Source organism: Pantoea sp. SO10 (genome assembly GCF_005281435.1).
Taxonomy (GTDB): Bacteria; Pseudomonadota; Gammaproteobacteria; order Enterobacterales; family Enterobacteriaceae; genus Pantoea; species Pantoea leporis.
In genome coordinates this window covers 4206197-4226779 of record NZ_CP040095.1, presented here as the reverse complement: position 1 = coordinate 4226779, position 20583 = coordinate 4206197, and the positions used below count along the sequence as shown (strand labels likewise).

General features: G+C 55.5%; 20 protein-coding genes. 8 read left to right on the top strand and 12 right to left on the bottom strand.

Going from position 1 to position 20583, the window contains the following annotated elements; genetic code table 11:
• Positions 1 to 602 precede the first annotated feature (602 nt).
• The 6 genes from rpmH to FCN45_RS19570 all read left to right on the top strand — a co-directional run bounded on the left by rpmH (position 603) and on the right by FCN45_RS19570 (position 5231).
• Positions 603 to 743: a 50S ribosomal protein L34 gene (gene rpmH / locus FCN45_RS19595; protein ID WP_003849659.1), complete on the top strand. Its 141-nt coding sequence runs from the start codon at positions 603 to 605 to the stop codon at positions 741 to 743.
• 14 nt (positions 744 to 757) lie between these two features.
• A complete protein-coding gene (rnpA, locus tag FCN45_RS19590) occupies positions 758 to 1117 on the top strand; it encodes a ribonuclease P protein component (RefSeq protein ID WP_036648555.1) in 360 nt (119 codons plus the stop codon).
• On the top strand, positions 1081 to 1338 hold the full coding sequence (gene yidD, locus FCN45_RS19585; protein ID WP_007893564.1) for a membrane protein insertion efficiency factor YidD: 258 nt from the start codon (positions 1081 to 1083) through the stop codon (positions 1336 to 1338). The genes rnpA and yidD overlap by 37 nt, the downstream gene beginning before the upstream one ends.
• 2 nt (positions 1339 to 1340) lie before the next feature.
• Positions 1341 to 2987 (top strand): membrane protein insertase YidC, encoded by a 1647-nt coding sequence (yidC, locus tag FCN45_RS19580; protein ID WP_137386829.1) that lies wholly within the window; start codon positions 1341 to 1343, stop codon positions 2985 to 2987.
• A gap of 96 nt (positions 2988 to 3083) precedes the next feature.
• Positions 3084 to 4448 (top strand): tRNA uridine-5-carboxymethylaminomethyl(34) synthesis GTPase MnmE, encoded by a 1365-nt coding sequence (gene mnmE, locus FCN45_RS19575; RefSeq protein WP_137386828.1) that lies wholly within the window; start codon positions 3084 to 3086, stop codon positions 4446 to 4448.
• 192 nt (positions 4449 to 4640) lie between these two features.
• Complete coding sequence (locus FCN45_RS19570; protein WP_137386827.1) at positions 4641 to 5231, top strand: malonic semialdehyde reductase; 591 nt, start codon at positions 4641 to 4643, stop codon at positions 5229 to 5231.
• Between the two features lie 46 nt (positions 5232 to 5277).
• On the opposite strand, the gene FCN45_RS19565 is transcribed toward FCN45_RS19570, so the two are convergent.
• Positions 5278 to 5787 (bottom strand): flavin reductase family protein, encoded by a 510-nt coding sequence (locus FCN45_RS19565; RefSeq protein WP_137386826.1) that lies wholly within the window; start codon positions 5785 to 5787, stop codon positions 5278 to 5280.
• Positions 5788 to 6081: 294 nt separating this feature from the next.
• On the opposite strand from FCN45_RS19565, the gene FCN45_RS19560 reads away from it, so the two are divergent.
• Entirely contained in the window at positions 6082 to 6828 is a 747-nt protein-coding gene (locus tag FCN45_RS19560; protein ID WP_137386825.1) for a 4'-phosphopantetheinyl transferase superfamily protein, read from the top strand.
• A gap of 28 nt (positions 6829 to 6856) precedes the next feature.
• Here the strand turns inward: FCN45_RS19560 and FCN45_RS19555 are convergent, their stop codons facing one another.
• On the bottom strand, positions 6857 to 8170 hold the full coding sequence (locus FCN45_RS19555) for an NCS2 family permease (protein WP_101763902.1): 1314 nt from the start codon (positions 8168 to 8170) through the stop codon (positions 6857 to 6859).
• 151 nt (positions 8171 to 8321) lie between these two features.
• Between FCN45_RS19555 and yieH the strand changes: the two genes are divergently transcribed.
• Positions 8322 to 8984 carry a 6-phosphogluconate phosphatase gene (yieH, locus tag FCN45_RS19550; RefSeq protein ID WP_137386824.1) on the top strand — a complete coding sequence of 221 codons (663 nt, stop codon included), beginning with the start codon at positions 8322 to 8324 and terminating at the stop codon, positions 8982 to 8984.
• A gap of 145 nt (positions 8985 to 9129) precedes the next feature.
• On the opposite strand, the gene FCN45_RS19545 is transcribed toward yieH, so the two are convergent.
• The 10 genes from FCN45_RS19545 to atpD all read right to left on the bottom strand — a co-directional run bounded on the left by FCN45_RS19545 (position 9130) and on the right by atpD (position 20545).
• A complete protein-coding gene (locus FCN45_RS19545; protein ID WP_137386823.1) occupies positions 9130 to 10368 on the bottom strand; it encodes an MFS transporter in 1239 nt (412 codons plus the stop codon).
• Positions 10369 to 10487: 119 nt separating this feature from the next.
• Complete coding sequence (gene phoU, locus FCN45_RS19540; RefSeq protein ID WP_007893583.1) at positions 10488 to 11222, bottom strand: phosphate signaling complex protein PhoU; 735 nt, start codon at positions 11220 to 11222, stop codon at positions 10488 to 10490.
• Between the two features lie 14 nt (positions 11223 to 11236).
• Positions 11237 to 12010, bottom strand: a complete 774-nt coding sequence (gene pstB, locus FCN45_RS19535) for a phosphate ABC transporter ATP-binding protein PstB (RefSeq protein WP_101763905.1) — start codon at positions 12008 to 12010, stop codon at positions 11237 to 11239.
• Positions 12011 to 12053: 43 nt separating this feature from the next.
• Positions 12054 to 12941, bottom strand: coding sequence for a phosphate ABC transporter permease PstA (pstA, locus tag FCN45_RS19530; RefSeq protein ID WP_137386822.1), 888 nt, complete (start codon positions 12939 to 12941; stop codon positions 12054 to 12056).
• Positions 12938 to 13900, bottom strand: a complete 963-nt coding sequence (gene pstC, locus FCN45_RS19525) for a phosphate ABC transporter permease PstC (protein WP_101763907.1) — start codon at positions 13898 to 13900, stop codon at positions 12938 to 12940. The genes pstA and pstC overlap by 4 nt, the downstream gene beginning before the upstream one ends.
• 89 nt (positions 13901 to 13989) lie before the next feature.
• On the bottom strand, positions 13990 to 15033 hold the full coding sequence (pstS, locus tag FCN45_RS19520) for a phosphate ABC transporter substrate-binding protein PstS (RefSeq protein WP_049852409.1): 1044 nt from the start codon (positions 15031 to 15033) through the stop codon (positions 13990 to 13992).
• Between the two features lie 176 nt (positions 15034 to 15209).
• The gene (glmS, locus tag FCN45_RS19515; RefSeq protein ID WP_137386821.1) at positions 15210 to 17039 is read right to left on the bottom strand and encodes a glutamine--fructose-6-phosphate transaminase (isomerizing); all 1830 of its coding nucleotides are present in this window, start codon (positions 17037 to 17039) and stop codon (positions 15210 to 15212) included.
• 130 nt (positions 17040 to 17169) lie between these two features.
• Entirely contained in the window at positions 17170 to 18540 is a 1371-nt protein-coding gene (gene glmU / locus FCN45_RS19510; protein WP_137386820.1) for a bifunctional UDP-N-acetylglucosamine diphosphorylase/glucosamine-1-phosphate N-acetyltransferase GlmU, read from the bottom strand.
• 163 nt (positions 18541 to 18703) lie between these two features.
• Positions 18704 to 19123, bottom strand: a complete 420-nt coding sequence (locus FCN45_RS19505) for a F0F1 ATP synthase subunit epsilon (RefSeq protein WP_008106717.1) — start codon at positions 19121 to 19123, stop codon at positions 18704 to 18706.
• Positions 19124 to 19147: 24 nt separating this feature from the next.
• Entirely contained in the window at positions 19148 to 20545 is a 1398-nt protein-coding gene (atpD, locus tag FCN45_RS19500) for a F0F1 ATP synthase subunit beta (protein WP_008106718.1), read from the bottom strand.
• Between the last annotated feature and the right edge of the window lie 38 nt (positions 20546 to 20583).

Below are 20583 nucleotides of genomic sequence, written 5' to 3'. Positions count from 1 at the left end.
GGCGGACTCCACTCGTACAAAATCGATAAGAATTTTAGGCGCTAATAAATAGAAACGTAATTTTTAGACACAGACGGTTGGAAAGCGCCTGCGACCGCTATTCGCGGTAGTCTTCCCCGGCGATCGCAGCGAGGATCGCCAGCGGAAGGGCGGATCATAACGTAAAGCTGCACAGAGATCTTCCCTTTCTACACAGTTTTGATCCAATTTATCCACAGGCTACTGAAGCGATAATGAGTTTACGCTTTCTGCGAAAAAAGCCAGCGTTAATGTGGCTGAAAGCGTTAATTTTTCTGGCAAGCTCTCGTTTCCGTGCAGCAAATCTGCAAACTGATCGCAAGAAGATCCTGCGCGATCCTTGCGCTTTAACCCACAGCCCGTATAATTCCCCACCCGGCATTATTGCGTGAAGCCTTGATGCCCGGAATCAGCGGGCTGTATCTGGGTTTCCAGGTGCCGCGACCAGCGAAGTGAATTGACTCTGGACTGTACAATTATTACAATCCCGCCTCTTTATTAAAGACACATTGAGGCGTTGGTCGATTTACTGGCCCGAAAACGCGTCACCCAGTGAAAATTTTCAAGTTTAGGTAGAAATCGCCATGAAACGCACTTTTCAACCGTCCGTACTGAAGCGCAACCGTTCACACGGTTTCCGTGCTCGTATGGCAACAAAAAATGGTCGTCAGGTTCTGGCACGTCGTCGTGCTAAAGGCCGTTCTCGTCTGACCGTTTCTAAGTAATAAAGCTAACCCTCGTGGTTAAGCTCGCATTTCCCAGGGAGTTACGTTTGTTAACTCCCACTCATTTCACTTTCGTCTTCCAGCAGCCACAACGAGCCGGTACGCCGCAAATCACCATACTCGGCCGACTTAACGCGCTGGGGCATCCCCGCATCGGTCTCACCGTCGCAAAAAAACATGTAAAACGCGCCCATGAACGCAACCGGATCAAGCGATTGACCCGCGAAAGCTTTCGTCTGCGTCAACATGAGCTCCCTGCAATGGATTTTGTGATCGTGGCTAAAAAAGGGATTGCTGACCTGGATAACCGTGCGCTGACGGAAGCGTTGGAGAAACTATGGCGTCGTCACTGTCGCCTGGCTCGCGGCTCCTGATTGCCCTGATACGCGTTTATCAACGCGCCATCAGCCCACTGCTGGGACCTCATTGCCGGTTCCATCCCACCTGTTCGCAGTATGGGATTGAGGCCTTGCGCCGCTTTGGCGTTGTAAAAGGCAGTTGGTTGACGATAAAACGCGTATTAAAATGCCACCCTTTGAACCCGGGTGGTGACGATCCTGTGCCGCCAAAAACCTTTGATACCAGAGAACATTAACGATGGATTCGCAACGCAATCTCTTTCTCATCGCTTTTCTGTTCGTGTCTTTTATGATCTGGCAAGCCTGGCAGACGGACCACGCTCCGCAGCCACAGCAAACCCAGACCACGCAAAACACAAACAGCGCAGCGGGTGATGCCGCCACTTCCGGCGTGCCGGCTAGCGGACAGGGCAAAACGATCACCGTTAAGACAGATGTCCTGTCACTCAACATCAATACGCGTGGTGGCGATATTGAGCAGGCTCAGCTGCTGACTTACCCGGACAAACTGGGTTCAGATGCACCGTTCCAGCTGCTTGAAACTACACCGGCCTTCGTTTATCAGGCGCAGAGTGGCTTAACTGGCCGCAACGGCCCGGATAACCCGAACAATGGCGCACGTCCGCTGTATACCACTTCGCAAGATAGCTTCGTGATGGCAGATGGCCAGAGCGAACTGCGCGTACCGTTGACCTGGACCGGTGAAAACGGCGTGGTTTACACCAAGACTTTCGTCTTCAAGCGCGGTGAGTATGCGGTAAACGTTGACTACAACATCAACAACACCACTCAGCAGCCGCTGGAAGTGTCGATGTTTGGTCAGTTGAAGCAGACCATCGACGTGCCTAAGCACCGCGATACCGGCAGCAACAACTTTGCTCTGCACACCTTCCGTGGCGCAGCGTACTCAACCAGCGATGCGAAATACGAAAAATATAAATTCGACACCATCGCGGATAACGAGAACCTGAATACCACCACCAGCAATGGTTGGGTGGCGATGCTGCAGCAGTACTTTGCTACCGCCTGGGTGCCGCGCACGCAGGGTAATAACACGCTGTACACCACTAACCTCGGCAATGGCGTCGCAGCAATTGGCTACAAATCTGCTCCTGTGACCGTTGGCGCAGGCGCACAGCAAGATCTCGGCGCAACGCTGTGGGTAGGCCCGGAAATTCAGGACCAGATGGCAGCCATCGCGCCTCACCTGGATCTGACCGTAGATTACGGCTGGTTGTGGTTCATCTCGCAGCCGCTGTTTAAGCTGCTGAAGTTCATCCACAGCTTTATCGGTAACTGGGGCTTCTCCATTATCGTTATCACCTTCATCGTGCGTGGCATCATGTACCCGCTGACCAAAGCGCAGTACACCTCGATGGCGAAGATGCGTATGCTGCAGCCGAAGATTCAGGCGATGCGTGAACGTCTGGGTGATGATAAGCAGAAACAGAGCCAGGAAATGATGGCGCTGTATAAGGCGGAGAAAGTGAACCCGCTGGGCGGCTGTCTGCCACTGGTTATCCAGATGCCAATCTTCCTGGCCTTGTACTACATGCTGTCAGGCTCGGTTGAACTGCGTCATGCGCCGTTTATTCTGTGGATTCATGACCTGTCAGCGCAGGATCCGTACTACATTCTGCCGATCATCATGGGTATCACCATGTTCTTCATTCAGAAGATGTCACCGACCACCGTGACCGATCCGATGCAGCAGAAGATCATGACCTACATGCCGGTGATCTTCACCGTGTTCTTCCTGTGGTTCCCATCAGGTCTGGTGCTGTACTACATCGTCAGCAACCTGGTGACCATTCTCCAGCAGCAGCTGATTTATCGCGGCCTGGAAAAACGTGGTCTGCATAGCCGCGACAAGAAGAAAGCGTAACGCCTGACTGCGACCAGCAGCAGCGTATAATCAAAGGGCGACATTTATGTCGCCCTATTTTTATTTATTAATACCCTAAAAGTTTAAGGTGGAATCATGAGCCACAGCGACACTATCGTTGCCCAGGCGACGCCTCCCGGCCGTGGCGGCGTTGGCATTCTGCGTATCTCCGGCGCCAAAGCCGCTGAGGTAGCGCAAGCCGTGCTTGGCAAGCTGCCAAAGCCGCGCTATGCCGACTATCTGCCCTTTACCGACGCCGATGGCAGCGTGCTGGATCAGGGCATTGCGCTGTGGTTTCCTGGCCCGAACTCCTTCACCGGTGAAGATGTGCTGGAGCTGCAAGGCCACGGCGGCCCGGTGATTCTCGACCTGCTGCTCAAGCGCATCGTGGCGCTGCCCGGCTTACGCATTGCGCAACCAGGTGAATTCTCCGAACGCGCCTTCCTTAACGACAAGCTCGATTTGGCGCAAGCCGAAGCGATTGCCGATCTGATCGATGCCAGCTCAGAGCAAGCCGCCCGCTCGGCGGTAAACTCGCTGCAGGGCGCGTTTTCCCTGCGCATCAACGCACTTGTGGAAGCACTTACTCACCTGCGCATCTATGTGGAAGCGGCCATCGACTTCCCGGATGAGGAGATCGATTTCCTTTCCGACGGCAAAATTGAAGCACAGCTCAATGTGGTGATCGGCGACCTCGACGGCGTGCGTGCCGAAGCGCGTCAGGGCAGCCTGCTACGTGAAGGGATGAAAGTGGTGATTGCCGGTCGTCCCAATGCCGGAAAATCGAGCCTGCTGAATGCCTTAGCCGGACGCGAAGCGGCGATTGTGACTGATATCGCTGGCACCACGCGCGACGTCCTGCGCGAGCATATCCATATCGACGGCATGCCGCTGCACATCATCGATACTGCCGGTTTACGTGAAGCCAGCGACGAGGTCGAGCGCATTGGTATTGAACGCGCGTGGCAGGAGATCGAGCAGGCCGACCGCGTGCTGTTTATGGTCGATGGCACCACCACCGACGCGACTGAAGCCGCCGCCATCTGGCCAGATTTTGTTGCCCGTTTGCCGGAAGCGCTGCCAATTACCGTGGTGCGTAACAAAGCGGATATGACCGGCGAAGAGCTGGGCCTCACTGAAGTGAACGGTCACTCACTAATTCGTCTCTCGGCGCGCACCGGTGAAGGTGTGGAAGCGCTACGCGATCACCTGAAACAGAGCATGGGATTTGCCGGCAATATGGAAGGCGGATTCCTCGCCCGCCGCCGCCATCTGCAAGCACTGGAGTTAGCCGCAACCCACTTGCAGCAGGGCAAGCATCAGCTGTTAGGTGCGTGGGCCGGCGAATTACTGGCAGAAGAGTTACGGTTAGCGCAGCAGGCGCTGAGCGAAATCACCGGTGAATTCACCTCAGACGATTTGCTGGGCAGAATCTTCTCCAGTTTCTGTATTGGTAAGTAATGGCCTGCGGCGTTCTCATTTCGGGTGCGCATTCATGCGCATCTGGCGCCCGGTAGACATGCGTCTTTGTTATTTGGCTCTCCCACGCCTTTGCAGTATAACGATCATTGCCCGGCGAACAGGTCCTGCTGGGTACATTCATTATTCATGCTAAATATTGGGCGCAAGTTGCTGCCTGAACAGGAGAGAAACATGAGTACAACGCTCGACAGCGTGGCGCTGAACACGCTGTTCATTGAAGCCCGCACCCACAGCTATTGGCAGGACAAACCGGTTTCTCGGGAGGTGCTGGAGCAGCTCTATCACCTGACCGCGCTGGGCCCAACCTCGGCTAACTGCTCGCCGGGCCGTTTTGTGTTTGTGACCTCGCAGGAAGGCAAAGAGAAGCTGAAACCCGCGCTCTCCTCCGGCAACGTCGACAAAACCATGTCCGCTCCGGTAACGGTGATCGTGGCGTGGGATCCTGAGTTCTACGAAGCGCTGCCGAAGCTGTTCCCGCATGGTGATGCGCGCAGCTGGTTTACCAGCAGCCCGGATCTGGCGAAAGAGACCGCGTTCCGTAACAGCAGCTTGCAGGCAGGTTATTTGATTCTGGCCGCGCGTTCGCTGGGCCTGGATGCCGGCCCGATGTCCGGTTTCGATCCGTCAAAAGTGAACGACGCCTTCTTTAGCGAGAGCAAATGGCAGGTGAACTTACTGATCAATCTCGGCTATGGCGAAGCCAGCAAACTGCATGCGCGTCTGCCGCGTCTCGGCTTTGATGAAGCCAGCACCTTTGCCTGATTGAGAAAAGGCGTCGGGCTTAGCCCACGACGCCCGTTTCAAGCGGTTATCCCAGTGAATGGAAGCCGCTGTTGAAGTAGATCATCGGCTCTGCCGCTTCACCTGGCAGAGCAATGCCCACGATACGCGCCAGCAGCACGCTGTGCGTGTTCCACTCCACTACCTTCTCCAGATGGCAATCAAAACTCACCAGCGCATCAGCCAGAATCGGCGCGCCGGTATTCAGCGTCTGCCACGTACCGTTTTGAAAACGCTCGGCGCGGCGTGAGGATTGGCTGAACTGGGCACATAAGTCGTCATGCTGCTCACGCAGCACGTTCACGGCAAAATGGCCGGCTGCGGTAAAAGCATCATGACTGGACGCGCTACGATTCACGCACACCAGCAGGCTGGGTGGCTCAGCCGCAAGCGAACTGACCGACGTGGCAATCAGCCCAAGCTTTTCGCCCTGAAATTCGGTGGTAACCAGAGAAACACCCGCGGTTAAGCGACGCATGCCGTGACGAAACTCATCAAGCGAGATCGATTCCTGGCGAGAAATAGCGGTATCTGACATAAAAAACTCCGACGTGCCTGTTTTAACAATGCGCACAATGGGCAGATGAATGAAGAGTTAGCGCACTTTGATGTGCTGTTTTACTGCCCAAATCCTACACCACATCACACAGTTAGGCACTCAATCCGGCAGGTTTCTGCAAAAGCGTTCTATGCAAAGTTGCCAAATGGGATTGCCGCATGGCTTCGTCCTTATCTGAAATATCGCCTATTCCATCTTAAGCCGGATGCAAACCCATGAGAAAATTCTTACAATAGCACTGATGATTATTCGACCATTTTCATGGAGCGACAGATGGCTAGTCATTTTGTACGTTGGATAGGTAATCCGCCCTTTTCTTCTGAGAACATGCGGGTGCCACAAGAAGTGATCAACAGCGCTCAGCGCTTCGCTGACAAGCGTCGCGGACGCTTTCTCGCCGCACGCGAACTGCTGGCTCAGCTGATGTTACGCATCTACGGTATCCGCGAACTCCCCGCGCTGACGACCAGCAGCAGCGGACGTCCCTGTTTTGCCGATGCCAACCTGCCCGATTTCAGCATTTCCTACGCCGGAAACACTGTCGGTGTGCTGCTGGCCGAAGAAGGCGGCCGCGCCGGACTGGATATGGAAATTGTGCGCGCTCACAGTCGTCAAACACAGGATATGCTGACGCAGGATCTCTCCTCCGGCGAAAAAGCATGGATCAACGCGCAGCAGGATTTCATGGAAGCGCTGACGCAAATCTGGACGCTGCGCCAAAGCATTCTCAAGCTCACCGGCGAAACCGATAGCGGTATTGATTCACTGCGTTTGCATCCTGCGGCCGGTCGGCTGCGTTCCACCGTGTTCCCCGATATTCAGGCGGTGTGTGATGCTGAGCCCACGCTGGTGTGGTCGTGCGCGCTGTCGCCCGGCACCGAACGCTTACATCTGTGGGAGATTGATGGCGCGCAGCAGTGGCAAGCGCTGCGCGATGTCGAGATGAGTAAACCCAATATCGGGCCGCGTACTCTGCGCCTGACCAGTTTGGTCACGCCGCATGAGATGGGACATCCGTAAAAAAGGCCGCATCAGCGGCCTTTACTGTTTAGTGGGCATCGATAAAGACGATTTTCAGCACGAACAGTAGCGCGACCACCACCACGCACGGGCTGATTTCACGCCAGCGGCCGGTTCCCAACTTCATCACGCAGTAAGAGATAAAGCCCAGCGCGATACCTTCCGTGATCGAGAAGCTGAACGGCATCATCGCCGCAGTAACAAACGCTGGCACCGCTTCGGTGAGATCGTCCCACTGCACGCGTGACAGCGACGCCGTCATCAATACGCCAACGTAAATCAGCGCACCCGCCGCCGCATAAGAGGGCACCATCGCCGCCAGCGGTGACAGGAACATCACCAGCAGGAACAGAATCCCGGTGATCACCGCCATCAGGCCGGTACGACCGCCGATCGCCACGCCGGACGAACTTTCAATGTAGGCGGTTACCGATGAAGTACCAATCAGCGAACCGGTCACCGAACTGATGCTATCAACGTACAGCGCCTGCTTCATGCGTGGGAAAGTGCCTTTCTCGTCAGTTAGCCCGGCTTTATCGGTCACGCCAATCAGCGTGCCGGAGGAGTCGAACAGATTGACCAGCATAAAGGAGAAGATCACCCCGGCCATGCCGATGTTGAACGCGCCTTTGATATCAACCTGGCCCACAACAGAAGTGATCGCTGGCGGAGCGGCGAACACGCCGCTGAATTTCACATCGCCAATGATCAAGCCCAGCGCGGTCGTCACCACAATCGACACCAGCACCGCCGCATGGATATTGCGGGAAGCCAGAATTGCGATGATGAAGAAACCCAGCGCCCCAAGCAGCACGCTGTGCGAGGTCAGATTACCCACAGCCACAATGGTATCGGCGTTTGGCACGATAATTCCGGCGTTTTTCAGCCCCATCATGGCGATAAACAGACCAATACCAGCGGTGATGCCAACACGCAGGCTGAGCGGAATGTTGGCAATCATCCAGTAACGCACGCGCAGCAGTGTGAGGATCAGCAGACCCAGCGCGCCCCAGAAAATCGCGCCCATACCAATCTGCCACGAGTATCCCATGGCCCCGACCACCACAAAGGCGAAGAAGGCGTTCAGGCCCATCGCCGGTGCCAGTGCTACCGGCAAATTCGCCACCAGCCCCATCAGAATACTGCCGAACGCGGCAATCAAGCAGGTAGTAACGAACACTGCCTGCGTATCCATGCCCGCTACACCGAGAATTTGCGGGTTAACGAAAACGATGTACACCATCGTCAGGAAAGTCGTGCAACCGGCAATCACTTCGGTACGCACGGTGGTTCCGTGTTCCTGCAGTTTGAAGATGCGCTGCAAAAGGCCCTGATTAGTCATTCCACTGTTCCGCTAAAAAATTTATCGCCGCGTATCCTATAGAGTTTAGCGTGGCAAAACACTGATTTTTCGCAACCGGTTGCTCAGGGTCGCTTTCTGCGCTCAGTGCGCTAGAGTGTCAGCTTATTGTTTAACAAAAGGATGATGTGCGATGTCGGTGGAATGTATTTTTTTTGATTGCGACGGCACGCTGATCGACAGCGAAGTGATCTGTACGCAAGCTTACGTCAACACCTTTGCCCGCTACGGTATTGAACGCTCTCTGCAGCAAATGTTTGAGCAGTATAAAGGGGTAAAGCTCTACGACATCATCCGCGATGTGGCGGCCGAACATCAGGTTGAACTGCCGCTCGAAGAAGTGGAAACCGCCTATCGCGCCGAAGTGGCGAGATTGTTTGATCTCGATTTAAAGCCGATTGCCGGTGCCAAAGCGCTGGTGGAGCGCGTGAAAGTGCCAATGTGTGTGGTTTCAAACGGCACGGTGAAGAAGATGCAGCATTCGCTGGGATTGACCGGCATGCTGCCGTATCTCGATGGCAAGCTGTACAGCGGGTATGACATTAACCACTGGAAGCCGGATCCGGAATTGATGTATCACGCCGCCGAGCAGATGCAGGTGCCGATTGAGAAGTGCATTCTGGTGGATGATTCCGAAGCGGGCGCGCGTGCCGGGATCGCGGCCGGGATTCCGGTGTTTTACTACTGCGCCGATGCGCACAATCCCGAACTCGATCATCCGCTGGTGACGCGCTTTGATGATATGGCGCAGTTGCCGGATTTGTGGCGCGCGCGTGGCTGGGATTTGGTGGGGTAGTGCTGGCTGTCCCCCATCCCGACCTTCCCCCATGAATGGGGGAAGGAGATGCTGCCACATGCAACTCCCAACCCACATATTGCAGCATCTTCCTCCCCCATTCATGGGGGAGGACCGAGGAGGGGGACAGCCAGCACAACCCAAATCAGCCAATCGCCCCTAACGAATCCTCGTTGCTCTGCTTCTTCGGCAGCAGGAACAGCGTGGCGGCGATATCCAGCAGATAAATCAGCGCCAGCAGCGTGATCGCCGCGGTGAAAGAGATATTGGTCGCCAGCAGGCCAATCACCAATGGACCAAATCCGCCCACGCCACGCCCCAAATTAAACAACACGTTCTGCGCTGTTGCGCGCGCCTGCGGTGGGAAAGTATCGGAAATCAGCGCGCCGTAGCCACCAATCATGCCGTTCACAAACATCCCCATCAGCGCGCCGGTAAACAGCATCACCGTAGGATCGCGCAGCTGCGCATACACCACCACCATCACCACCGCGCCAAACTGATACAGCAGGAAGATTTTCCAGCGCGCGAAGCGATCGGCCAGCACGCCAAACATCCAGATGCCGAACGTCATGCCCACCACCGTCACCGCGGTCCACAAGCCTGATTTGGTCAGGCTGAAACCGAAGCTGGACGACAGATAGCTCGGCATCCAAATCATCAATCCGTAGTAACCAAAGTTCTGCACCGAGCAGAGAATGAAAATCCCCAGACTGGCTTTGCTGGTGGCGCGATCGGCAAACAGTAATTTAAGACGTGCGCCAAAGGAGAGCTGCGGCGTTTTCTCCACGTGGCGGGTAAAGCTCTCCGGCTCGCCCATGCTGCGGCGAATCACAAACGAGACCAGCGCCGGCAGCAAACCGACGAGGAACATGCCGCGCCAGCCAATCACGCTCAGCAGCGGCGGCGTGATAAAGGCCGCCAGCAGCACACCGAGCTGCCAGCCAATGCCCACCCACGCCGAGGCGCGGTTGCGCTTCTCTTTCGGCCAGGCTTCGGCAATCAGCGCCATGCCGATGCCGAACTCGCCGCCCAATCCCACGCCCGCCAGCGTGCGGTACACCAGCAGATCCCAATACCCCTGCGCCACGGCGCACAGGCCAGTGAATACCGAGAACACCAGAATAGTGACGGTAAGGATACGGATGCGGCCATAACGATCGCTCAGATGACCAAACACGATGCCGCCGATCACTGCGCCAATCAGCGTCCAGGTGACCAGCGAACCGGCCTGAGACGGATCGAGCGCCAGCGAGACGCTGATCGCCGGCAGCATAAAGCCAAGAATCAGCAGATCAAATCCGTCCATCGCGTAGCCGCTGATGGCCGCCACCATGGCTTTCGCCGGTGTAATGGCTTGTTTTTTAGGAGTTGGGGAAGACATGTAACAGCACCTGGCAGAAAAAAGTGCGCCAAGTATAAAGAGAGGGAATCGCCGAGAACAGACAGAATTTAAGCAGGCGGCCCGTTAGCCACAGTGGCAACGGGCCGCCGACGCATCAATCAAGAGGGTTTATTGCTGCCGTCATCGCCCGACAGCAGTTCATCCAGCTTGTCGCCGCCCACATGACGGAAATCCTGACCTTTGACGAAATAGAAGATAATTTCGCAAATGTTCTGGCAGCGATCGCCGATACGCTCGATGGCGCGCGCGCAGAACAGCGCGGTCAGCACGCTTGGGATAGTGCGCGGATCTTCCATCATGTAGGTCATCAGCTGACGCACGATGCCTTCGTACTCTTTATCCACCTTCTTATCTTCGCGGTAGATTTTGATGGCTTCGTTGAGATCCATGCGCGCGAACGCATCCAGCACGTCGTGCAGCATCTGCACGGTGTGATGACCAAGCGCTTCAAGGCTCACCAGCAGCGGCAGATGCTGCTGGCTGAACTTCTCCAGCGCGGTGCGGCTGATTTTTTCCGCCACGTCGCCAATGCGTTCCAGCTCAGAAATGGTCTTGATGATCGCCATTACCAGGCGCAAATCGCTGGCGGTCGGCTGGCGTTTGGCGATGATGCGCACACAGGCTTCATCAATCTCCACTTCCATCATGTTGACCTTCTGGTCGCCGTCGATGACGTGACGCGCCAGCTCGCCATCCTGGTTGTGCATCGCGGTGATGGCGTCCATCAGCTGCTTCTCAACCATGCCGCCCATGATCATCACTTGCGTGCGAATGTGCTCCAGCTCCGCGTTGAACTGACCGGAGATGTGTTTGTTCAGATTTAAATTATCCATGTGCGTCTCCTGAATCAGCCGTAACGACCGGTGATGTAATCTTCGGTCTGCTTCTTTGCGGGCTTAGTGAACAAGGTATCGGTATCGCTGAACTCAATCAGCTCGCCCAGATACATAAAAGCGGTGTGGTCAGAACAACGCGCAGCCTGCTGCATGTTGTGAGTCACGATCACCACAGTGTAATCCTGCTTCAGTTCGGTGATCAGCTCTTCAATACGACCGGTTGAGATCGGATCCAGCGCGGAGCAAGGCTCATCCAGCAACAGCACTTCCGGGCGAATCGCGATGCCGCGGGCGATGCACAAACGCTGCTGCTGACCGCCGGAAAGACTGTAACCGCTCTGATGCAGCTTGTCTTTGGTTTCATTCCACAGCGCGGCTTTGGTCAGCGCCCACTGCACGCGCTCATCCATATCGGCACGCGACAGCTTCTCAAACAGCCGCACGCCGAAGGCGATGTTGTCATAAATCGACATCGGGAATGGCGTAGGCTTCTGGAACACCATACCGACGCGGGCGCGCAGCAGGGCGATATCCTGATTGGAAGCCAGAATGTTATCGCCATCCAGCAGGATGTCACCTTCAGCACGCTGCTCCGGATAGAGCGAGTACATTTTGTTGAAGGTGCGCAGCAAAGTGGATTTACCGCAGCCTGATGGGCCGATAAACGCGGTCACCTGGTTTTTGGTGATATCCAGATTGATGTTTTTCAGCGCGTGAAACTTACCGTAATAGAAGTTCAGATTACGGACCTGAATTTTACCGGCTGATGAAGTCACGTTACTCATTCTCGTCTCTCATAAGCAGCGCCGCCGAAGCCGCGCCGGGAAATTAGTGTTTGCCCTTGGCGAAAACCACACGCGCCACAATGTTCAGCAGCAGCACGCACACGGTAATAATCAGCACACCCGCCCACGCCAGGCTTTGCCACTCGGCAAACGGGCTCATGGCGAATTTAAAGATGGTGACCGGCAGGTTAGCGATCGGCTGCATCATGTCGGTGCTCCAGAACTGGTTCGACAGCGCAGTAAACAGCAGCGGTGCGGTTTCACCGGCGATACGCGCCACGGCCAACAGCACACCGGTGATGATGCCGGAAACCGAGGCTTTCAGCGTAATCGCCGAAATCATCTTCCACTTCGGCGTACCCAGCGCATAAGCCGCTTCACGCATGCTGTCGGGTACCAGACGCAGCATATTTTCGGAGGTACGAATCACAATCGGGATTTGCAGCAGCGCCAGCGCTACTACGCCCGCCCAACCGGAGAAGTGCTGCATCTGCGATACCACAATGGTGTAAACGAACAGGCCCACCACAATCGACGGTGCTGACAGCAAAATGTCGTTGATGAAGCGAATCACTTCCGCCAGCCAGTGTTTACGGCCATATTCCGCCAGATAAATCCCAGCCATGATGCCGAGCGGCGTTCCGATGATCGTTGACCAGAAAATCAGTAAACCGCTGCCGAGTAAGGCGTTGGCTAAACCACCGCCTGCGGTGTTGGGCGGCGGTGTCGATTCGGTAAACAGCTCCCAGCTCAACCCATCAACGCCGCGCGCAACGGTGGTGAACAGAATCCACACCAGCCAGAACAGACCGAATGCCATGGTCATCAGCGACAGCGTCAGGGCAATTTTGTTTTTAGTACTGCGCCATGCCTGCATTTTGCGGCGCGAGGCTTCCAGCTCAGCGCGAGCCTGAACTTCAATAGCGGTCATGAACGGGCTCCTTCACTCTTCGCCAGACGCAGGATCATCAGTTTGGAGATCGCCAGCACGATAAAGGTAATCACGAACAGAATCAGACCCAGCTCCATCAGAGCCGCAACGTGAACACCGGATTCCGCTTCGGCGAATTCGTTGGCCAGCGCGGAGGTGATGCTGTTGCCCGGCATAAACAGCGAGGCGCTGTCGAGCTGGTAGGTGTTACCGATGATAAAGGTCACCGCCATGGTTTCACCCAACGCGCGGCCCAGGCCAAGCATCACGCCGCCGATCACGCCGTTTTTGGTGAACGGCAGCACGATGCGCCAGATCACTTCCCACGTGGTACAGCCGATACCGTAAGCCGACTCTTTCATCATCACCGGCGTTTGTTCAAATACGTCGCGCATCACCGAGGCGATGTACGGAATGATCATGATGGCGAGAATCACGCCCGCCGCCAGAATACCGATACCGAATGCCGGGCCCGAGAATAGCGTGCCGACAATCGGGATATTCGCCATCACGTTGCCAACCGGCGTCTGGAAATATTCGGCGAACAGCGGCGCGAAAACAAACAGGCCCCACATGCCGTACACGATGCTGGGGATGGCCGCCAGCAGCTCAATGGCGGTGCCCAGCGGGCGACGCAGCCAGCCTGGCGCCAGTTCGGTCAGGAACAGCGCGATGCCGAAGCTCACCGGCACGGCAATGATCAAGGCAATAATCGAGGTGACGAGGGTGCCGTAAATCGGTACCAGCGCACCAAATTGTTCGTTTGGCGCATCCCAGGTTTTGTTCCACAGGAAAGAGAAACCAAATTTTTGGATGCTTGGCCAGGAGGAGAAAATCAGGGAGACGATAATGCCGCCCATCAACAGCAACACGATAAGCGCGGATAGCTTCACCAGCGCGCCGAAAATCATGTCGCCTTGTTTACCGGGGGCTTTGAACGTCGGCTTAGTGGCAGCCATAGAATTCTCTGTTCTCAGGGGGATGTCAGGGCGGCACGCAGGCCGCCCATTGGGGTTGGCCAACCGTCTCGGCTGGCCGGGTCAATCTGTTACTGGTACAGCGCTTTACCGGAGCTATCTTTGATGTTCGCTTTCCACGCTGCACGAATCTGGTTAGCTACGCTTTCTGGCAGCGCGGCGTAATCCAGGTCGGTTGCAGTTTTGCTGCCACCTTTATATGCCCAGTCGAAGAACTTCAGCACTTCGCTACCTTTCTCCGCATTCGCCTGATCTTTGTAGATCAGGATGAAGGTGGTTGAGGTGATCGGCCATGCATCGTTGCCTTTCTGGAAGGTCAGATCCTGAGCAAAGGTTTTGCTCCAGTCTGCGCCTTTCGCGGCGTTAGCAAAGCTCTCTTCGCTTGGTGCGACCGCTTTACCGTCGGCATCAACCAGTTTGGTGTAGGTCAGGTTGTTCTGCTTGGCGTAAGCGTATTCCACATAGCCAATTGAACCCGGCAGACGCTGTACAAACGCGGCCACGCCGTCGTTACCTTTACCGCCCAGACCGGTTGGCCAGTTAACGGTGTTACCTTTACCGATTTTGCTGTTCCACTCTTCGTTCACTTTTGCCAGGTAGCTGGTGAAGACGAAGGAAGTACCGGAACCGTCAGCGCGGCGAACCACGTTGATGTTGGAATCTGGCAGTTTCACGCCTGGGTTCAGTTTAGTGATCGCCGGGTCGTTCCACTTTTTGATGGTGCCGAGGTAGATGTCGCCCACGGTTTTACCGTCAAGAGTCAGTTCGCCAGATTTCACACCTGGGATGTTAACCGCCAGCACCACACCACCAATGACGGTAGGGAACTGGAACAGGCCGTTTTTCTGCAGATCTTCTTCTTTCATTGGCGCATCAGACGCACCGAAATCGACGGTTTTCGCGATGATTTGCTTCACGCCGCCGGAAGAACCAATACCCTGATAGTTGATTTTGCTACCGGTGGCTTGCTGGTACTCGGCTGCCCACTTGGCATAAACCGGCGCCGGGAATGTCCCGCCTGCGCCCGTCAGATCGGTGGCTGCAAAAGCAGAAACCGCGCTTACTGCGAAGGTGGCGGCGAGGATTCGGGCTACGGTGCTACGCATCAGTGTCATGTTCCCTCCAGGGGATTCAAAAAAATCAGGCTCAATGCCTTTTTAGTAGGAGTCAGTGATTGCTGCTGGAGGGAAAATAGGACAGTTTGATGACAGTGAAATGTACGAAATGTGACAGTTATATGACAGCGGGCAGAAATGAAGCGGGCCCGTTGCGGGCCCACTCTTATTACTGATTATTCAACGGTAACCGATTTCGCCAGGTTACGCGGCTGGTCAACATCGGTACCTTTAATCAGCGCCACATGGTACGAGAGCAGCTGTAACGGCACGGTGTAGAAGATCGGTGCAATCACCTCTTCTACGTGCGGCAGGGAGATGATTTTCATGCCATCGCTGTCGCTGAAACCGGCATCCTGATCGGCAAACACATACAGCAAACCGCCGCGCGCGCGTACCTCTTCAATATTGGATTTCAGCTTCTCCAGCAGTTCGTTGTTGGGCGCGACCACGATCACTGGCATATCCGCATCAATCAGCGCCAGCGGGCCGTGCTTCAGCTCGCCCGCCGCATAGGCTTCGGCGTGGATATAGGAGATCTCTTTCAGCTTCAGCGCGCCTTCCATCGCGATCGGATACTGATCGCCACGGCCAAGGAACAGCGCGTGATGCTTATCAGAGAAACCTTCCGCCAGGTTTTCGATGACTTTGTCCTGCGCCAGCATCTGTTCGATGCGGCTCGGCAAGGCCTGCAGCGCGTGCACAATCTCGTGCTCGGTTTCGGCTTTTATGCCGTGCAGACGACCGAGTTTCGCCACCAGCATCAGCAATACTGCCAGCTGCGTGGTGAAGGCTTTGGTGGATGCCACGCCAATTTCAGTGCCGGCTTTGGTCATCAGCGCTAAATCGGATTCACGCACCAGCGATGAACCGGCCACGTTACAGATTGCCAGCGAACCGAGATAACCCAGCTCTTTCGACAGGCGCAGCGCCGCCAGCGTATCGGCGGTTTCACCCGATTGTGACAGCGTGATCAGCAGGCTATTTTTACGCACTGCAGATTTGCGATAACGGAATTCCGAGGCGATTTCCACATCACAAGGCAGGTTAGCCAGCGACTCAAACCAGTAACGCGAAACCATGCCGGAGTTGTATGACGTACCGCAGGCAATGATCTGAATATGTTCGACCTGGCTCAACAGCGTCTCAGCATCCGGGCCCAGCTCGCTAAGATCGACTTCGCCGTGATTAAAACGACCGGTGATGGTGTTTTTGATCGCGTTCGGCTGCTCGTAAATCTCTTTCTGCATGTAGTGACGATAGATGCCTTTGTCGCCAGCATCGTACTGCGCGGTCGATTCGATTTCAGCGCGCTTAGCCGTTTTACCGTCACGATCGATAATGGTGACTTCGCGGCGGGTGATCTCGGCAATGTCGCCCTCTTCCAAATAGATGAAGCGACGCGTCACTGGCAGCAGCGCCAGCTGATCGGAAGCGATAAAGTTTTCACCCACGCCACGGCCAATCACCAGCGGACTGCCGGAGCGCGCCGCCACCAGCAGCGAAGGATCGCGGCTGTCCATGATCACCATGCCATACGCACCGCGCAGCTGCGGAATGACGCGCAGCACCACTTCACGCAGTGTGCCGCCTTGCTTCTGCTCCCAATGCACCAGATGCGCCACCACTTCGGTGTCGGTTTCTGAGGCAAAGTGATAGCCGCGCTCAAGCAACTGCGCGCGCAGCGGCTCATGGTTTTCAATGATGCCGTTGTGCACGATGATGATGTGCTCAGAAACGTGCGGATGCGCATTGGCCTCCGACGGTTCTCCGTGTGTCGCCCAGCGCGTGTGTGCGATACCGGTGCCGCCAATCAGCGGCTGCTGCTCTGAGGCTTCCGCCAGGTTCTGCACTTTACCCAGACGACGCAGGCGCGTCATATGGCCCTGACGATCGACGACGGCTAATCCCGCGGAGTCATAACCGCGATACTCAAGACGACGCAAACCTTCCAGCAGAATTTCTGCGATGTCACGCTGCGCTACTGCACCAACAATTCCACACATAGTAATTTCCTGACTTCATGGCTTTCGGCCATTGCGTTGTCATACGACCTGATTTCCCCGAGCCTTGTAGAGAGTGGGGATATTTTTTTATGGCACTGCTAACAGGCCGATCGTTGTCGGCCTTTAAAATTTATTTTTTCTTAACAGGACGCTGCCAGCCCGATTTTTGATTCTGTTCTTTACGGTTGTAAACCAGATCCGCAGCTAACACATCTTTCATTATCGTGGTGCCCGCGGCGATGGTGGCACCGCTCGCCACGCTGACCGGTGCCACCAGCTGGGTATCCGAACCGATAAACACGTTGTCGCCAATGATGGTTTTAGATTTGTTGGCGCCATCGTAGTTACAGGTAATGGTACCCGCACCGATATTCACGCCCGCGCCAATTTCCGCATCGCCGAGATAAGAGAGATGACCAGCTTTAGAGCCTTTGCCGAGCGTGGCTTTCTTCATCTCTACAAAGTTGCCCACGTGCGCCGCTTCCGCCAACTCGCTGCCCGGACGCAGACGCGCAAAAGGCCCAACCGTACAAGCAGCGGCTAACGTGGCATCTTCGATCACCGAATAAGGGCTGATTTCACAGTCGTCAGCAATCACGCTGTTTTTGATGATGCAGCCGGCACCGATTTTGACGCGGTTGCCGAGCGTGACTTTGCCTTCGATGATCACGTTGGTGTCGATCTCCACATCGCGGCCGTGTTGCAACGCACCGCGCAGATCGAAACGCGCCGGATCGCGCAGCATCACACCCGCCAGCAGCAGCTTTTCTGCCTGCTCGCTTTGGTAGACACGCTCAAGCGTTGCCAGCTGCAGGCGATTGTTGACGCCATCGGTTTCGCTGATGCGCGCCGGATGCACCGCATTGATCACGCGGCCTTCGTGGTGCGCCATGGCGATGATGTCGGTGATATAGAATTCGCCCTGCGCATTGTTGTTGTTAAGTTGTGCCAGCCAGCGCTTGAGGTCGCCACCGTTGGCAATCAGGATGCCGGTGTTAATTTCCTGAATTTTTAGCTGTTCTGGCGAGGCATCTTTCTGCTCAATAATGCCGATCACCGTGCCGTTTTCACGCACGATACGACCGTAGCCGGTGGGGTTATCCAGAACCACGGTGAGTAAGCCAATGCCGCCCGCGGGTTTCGCATCACGCAGACGTTGCAAACTGGCCTGCGAGATCAGCGGCACGTCGCCGTATAGCATCAGAATATCTTCGTCATCGGCAAAGAAGGGTGCCGCCTGCTGCATCGCATGACCAGTACCCAGTTGCTCTGCCTGCAGCACCCAGTTGAGTGCGTTATGCGCTAACGTTGACTGCAGTAAATCTCCGCCGTGGCCATAAACCAGATGGATCTGCTGGGCGCCCAAACCGGTTGCGGCATCAATAACGTGCTGAACCATTGGTTTACCTGCAAGAGTATGCAGAACTTTGGGCAGGTCGGAATACATTCGGGTGCCTTTGCCAGCGGCTAAGATCACCACACTCATCGCGTTCGTAGACATAACTATCCTGATTCTCTTCAACTTTCGAAAGTGTAAGGTTTAACCCCGAGATTACTACATTTTTCTCGGGTCGAAATTAGCCGGGCTCAGCGCCAGGCGGCAAATTTGGGGCAAAAAAAATGCCAACCCAAAGGGCTGGCATTTCGTGACGCATAAAGCCTGATTACATCGCTTTTTTGGTCAGCTCGATGACACGCAGTTTCGCGATGGCTTTCGCCAGTTCCGCAGAAGCCTGAGCATAGTCCACGTCGCCGTGGCTGCTGTTCATGTGCTCTTCCGCTTTACGTTTCGCTTCCAGCGCGCGCGCTTCGTCGAGGTCTTCACCGCGAATCGCGGTGTCGGCCAGAACGGTGGTGCTGCCAGGCTGAACTTCCAGCACGCCGCCAGAGAGGTAAATAAACTCCTCTTCGCCGTGCTGTTTCACGATGTGAATCATACCAGGCTTGATGGCTGTCAGCAGCGGGGCGTGGCCAGGACGAATCCCCAGCTCACCTTCGCTACCTGACACCTGGATACGCTCGACCAGACCGGAGAACATTTGTTGCTCCGCGCTGACCACGTCCAGATGATAAGTCATAGCCATACCATTCCTCCTGGGAAACCTAAATTACAGTTTCTTCGCTTTTTCTACGGCTTCTTCGATAGCGCCGACCATGTAGAACGCCTGCTCTGGCAGGTGGTCGAATTCGCCTTCCATGATGCCTTTGAAGCCACGGATGGTGTCTTTCAGGGTGACGTACTTACCTGGAGAACCGGTGAAGACTTCAGCAACGAAGAACGGCTGAGACAGGAAGCGCTGAATCTTACGCGCACGTGCCACCAGCAGCTTGTCTTCTTCAGACAGCTCGTCCATACCCAGGATAGCGATGATGTCTTTCAGTTCCTGGTAACGCTGCAGCAGAGACTGCACGCCACGCGCAACGTCATAGTGCTCCTGACCCACGATCAGTGGATCCAGCTGACGGCTGGTAGAATCCAGCGGGTCAACGGCTGGGTAGATACCCAGAGAGGCGATCTGACGGCTCAGCGTAACGGTTGAGTCTAAGTGAGCAAAGGTGGTTGCTGGTGACGGGTCAGTCAAGTCATCCGCAGGAACGTAAACGGCCTGTACAGAGGTGATTGAACCGGTCTTCGTGGAGGTAATACGCTCCTGCAACACACCCATCTCTTCTGCCAGCGTTGGCTGATAGCCTACCGCAGATGGCATACGACCCAGCAGTGCTGATACTTCAGTACCGGCCAGGGTGTAACGATAGATGTTGTCGATGAACAGCAGAACGTCACGGCCTTCATCACGGAATTTTTCCGCCATGGTCAAACCGGTCAGTGCTACGCGCAGACGGTTACCCGGCGGCTCGTTCATCTGGCCATACACCAGCGCTACTTTATCGATAACGTTGGAGTCAGTCATTTCGTGGTAGAAGTCGTTACCCTCACGAGTACGCTCACCCACACCAGCAAATACCGAATAACCTGAGTGCTCAGCCGCGATGTTACGGATCAGCTCCATCATGTTTACGGTTTTACCTACACCCGCACCACCGAACAGACCGACTTTACCGCCCTTAGCGAACGGACACATCAGGTCGATAACCTTGATGCCGGTTTCCAGCAGTTCCTGCGAGTTAGACTGATCTTCATACGAAGGTGCTGCACGGTGAATAGAGGAAACCTCTACTACAGTGCCGTCGTCATTCTGCAGGTCGCCTTTCATGTCGATTGGCTCACCCAATACGTTCATGATACGGCCGAGGGTTGCTTTACCAACCGGAACCTGGATAGGTTTTTTCAGGTCGGTAACTTCCAGACCGCGCTTCAGGCCGTCAGAAGTACCCATGGCGATGGTACGAACCACGCCACCACCCAGCTGCTGCTGAACTTCCAGCACCAGACGAGCATCACCATTTTTCACCTCGAGAGCGCTGTATACCTGCGGTACCGCGTCCTGAGGGAATTCGACGTCAACTACGGCGCCGATAATCTGGACAATCTTTCCAGCTGCCATCTTGAATCCTCTACCTAATACGAAAATACCCAGCCGCG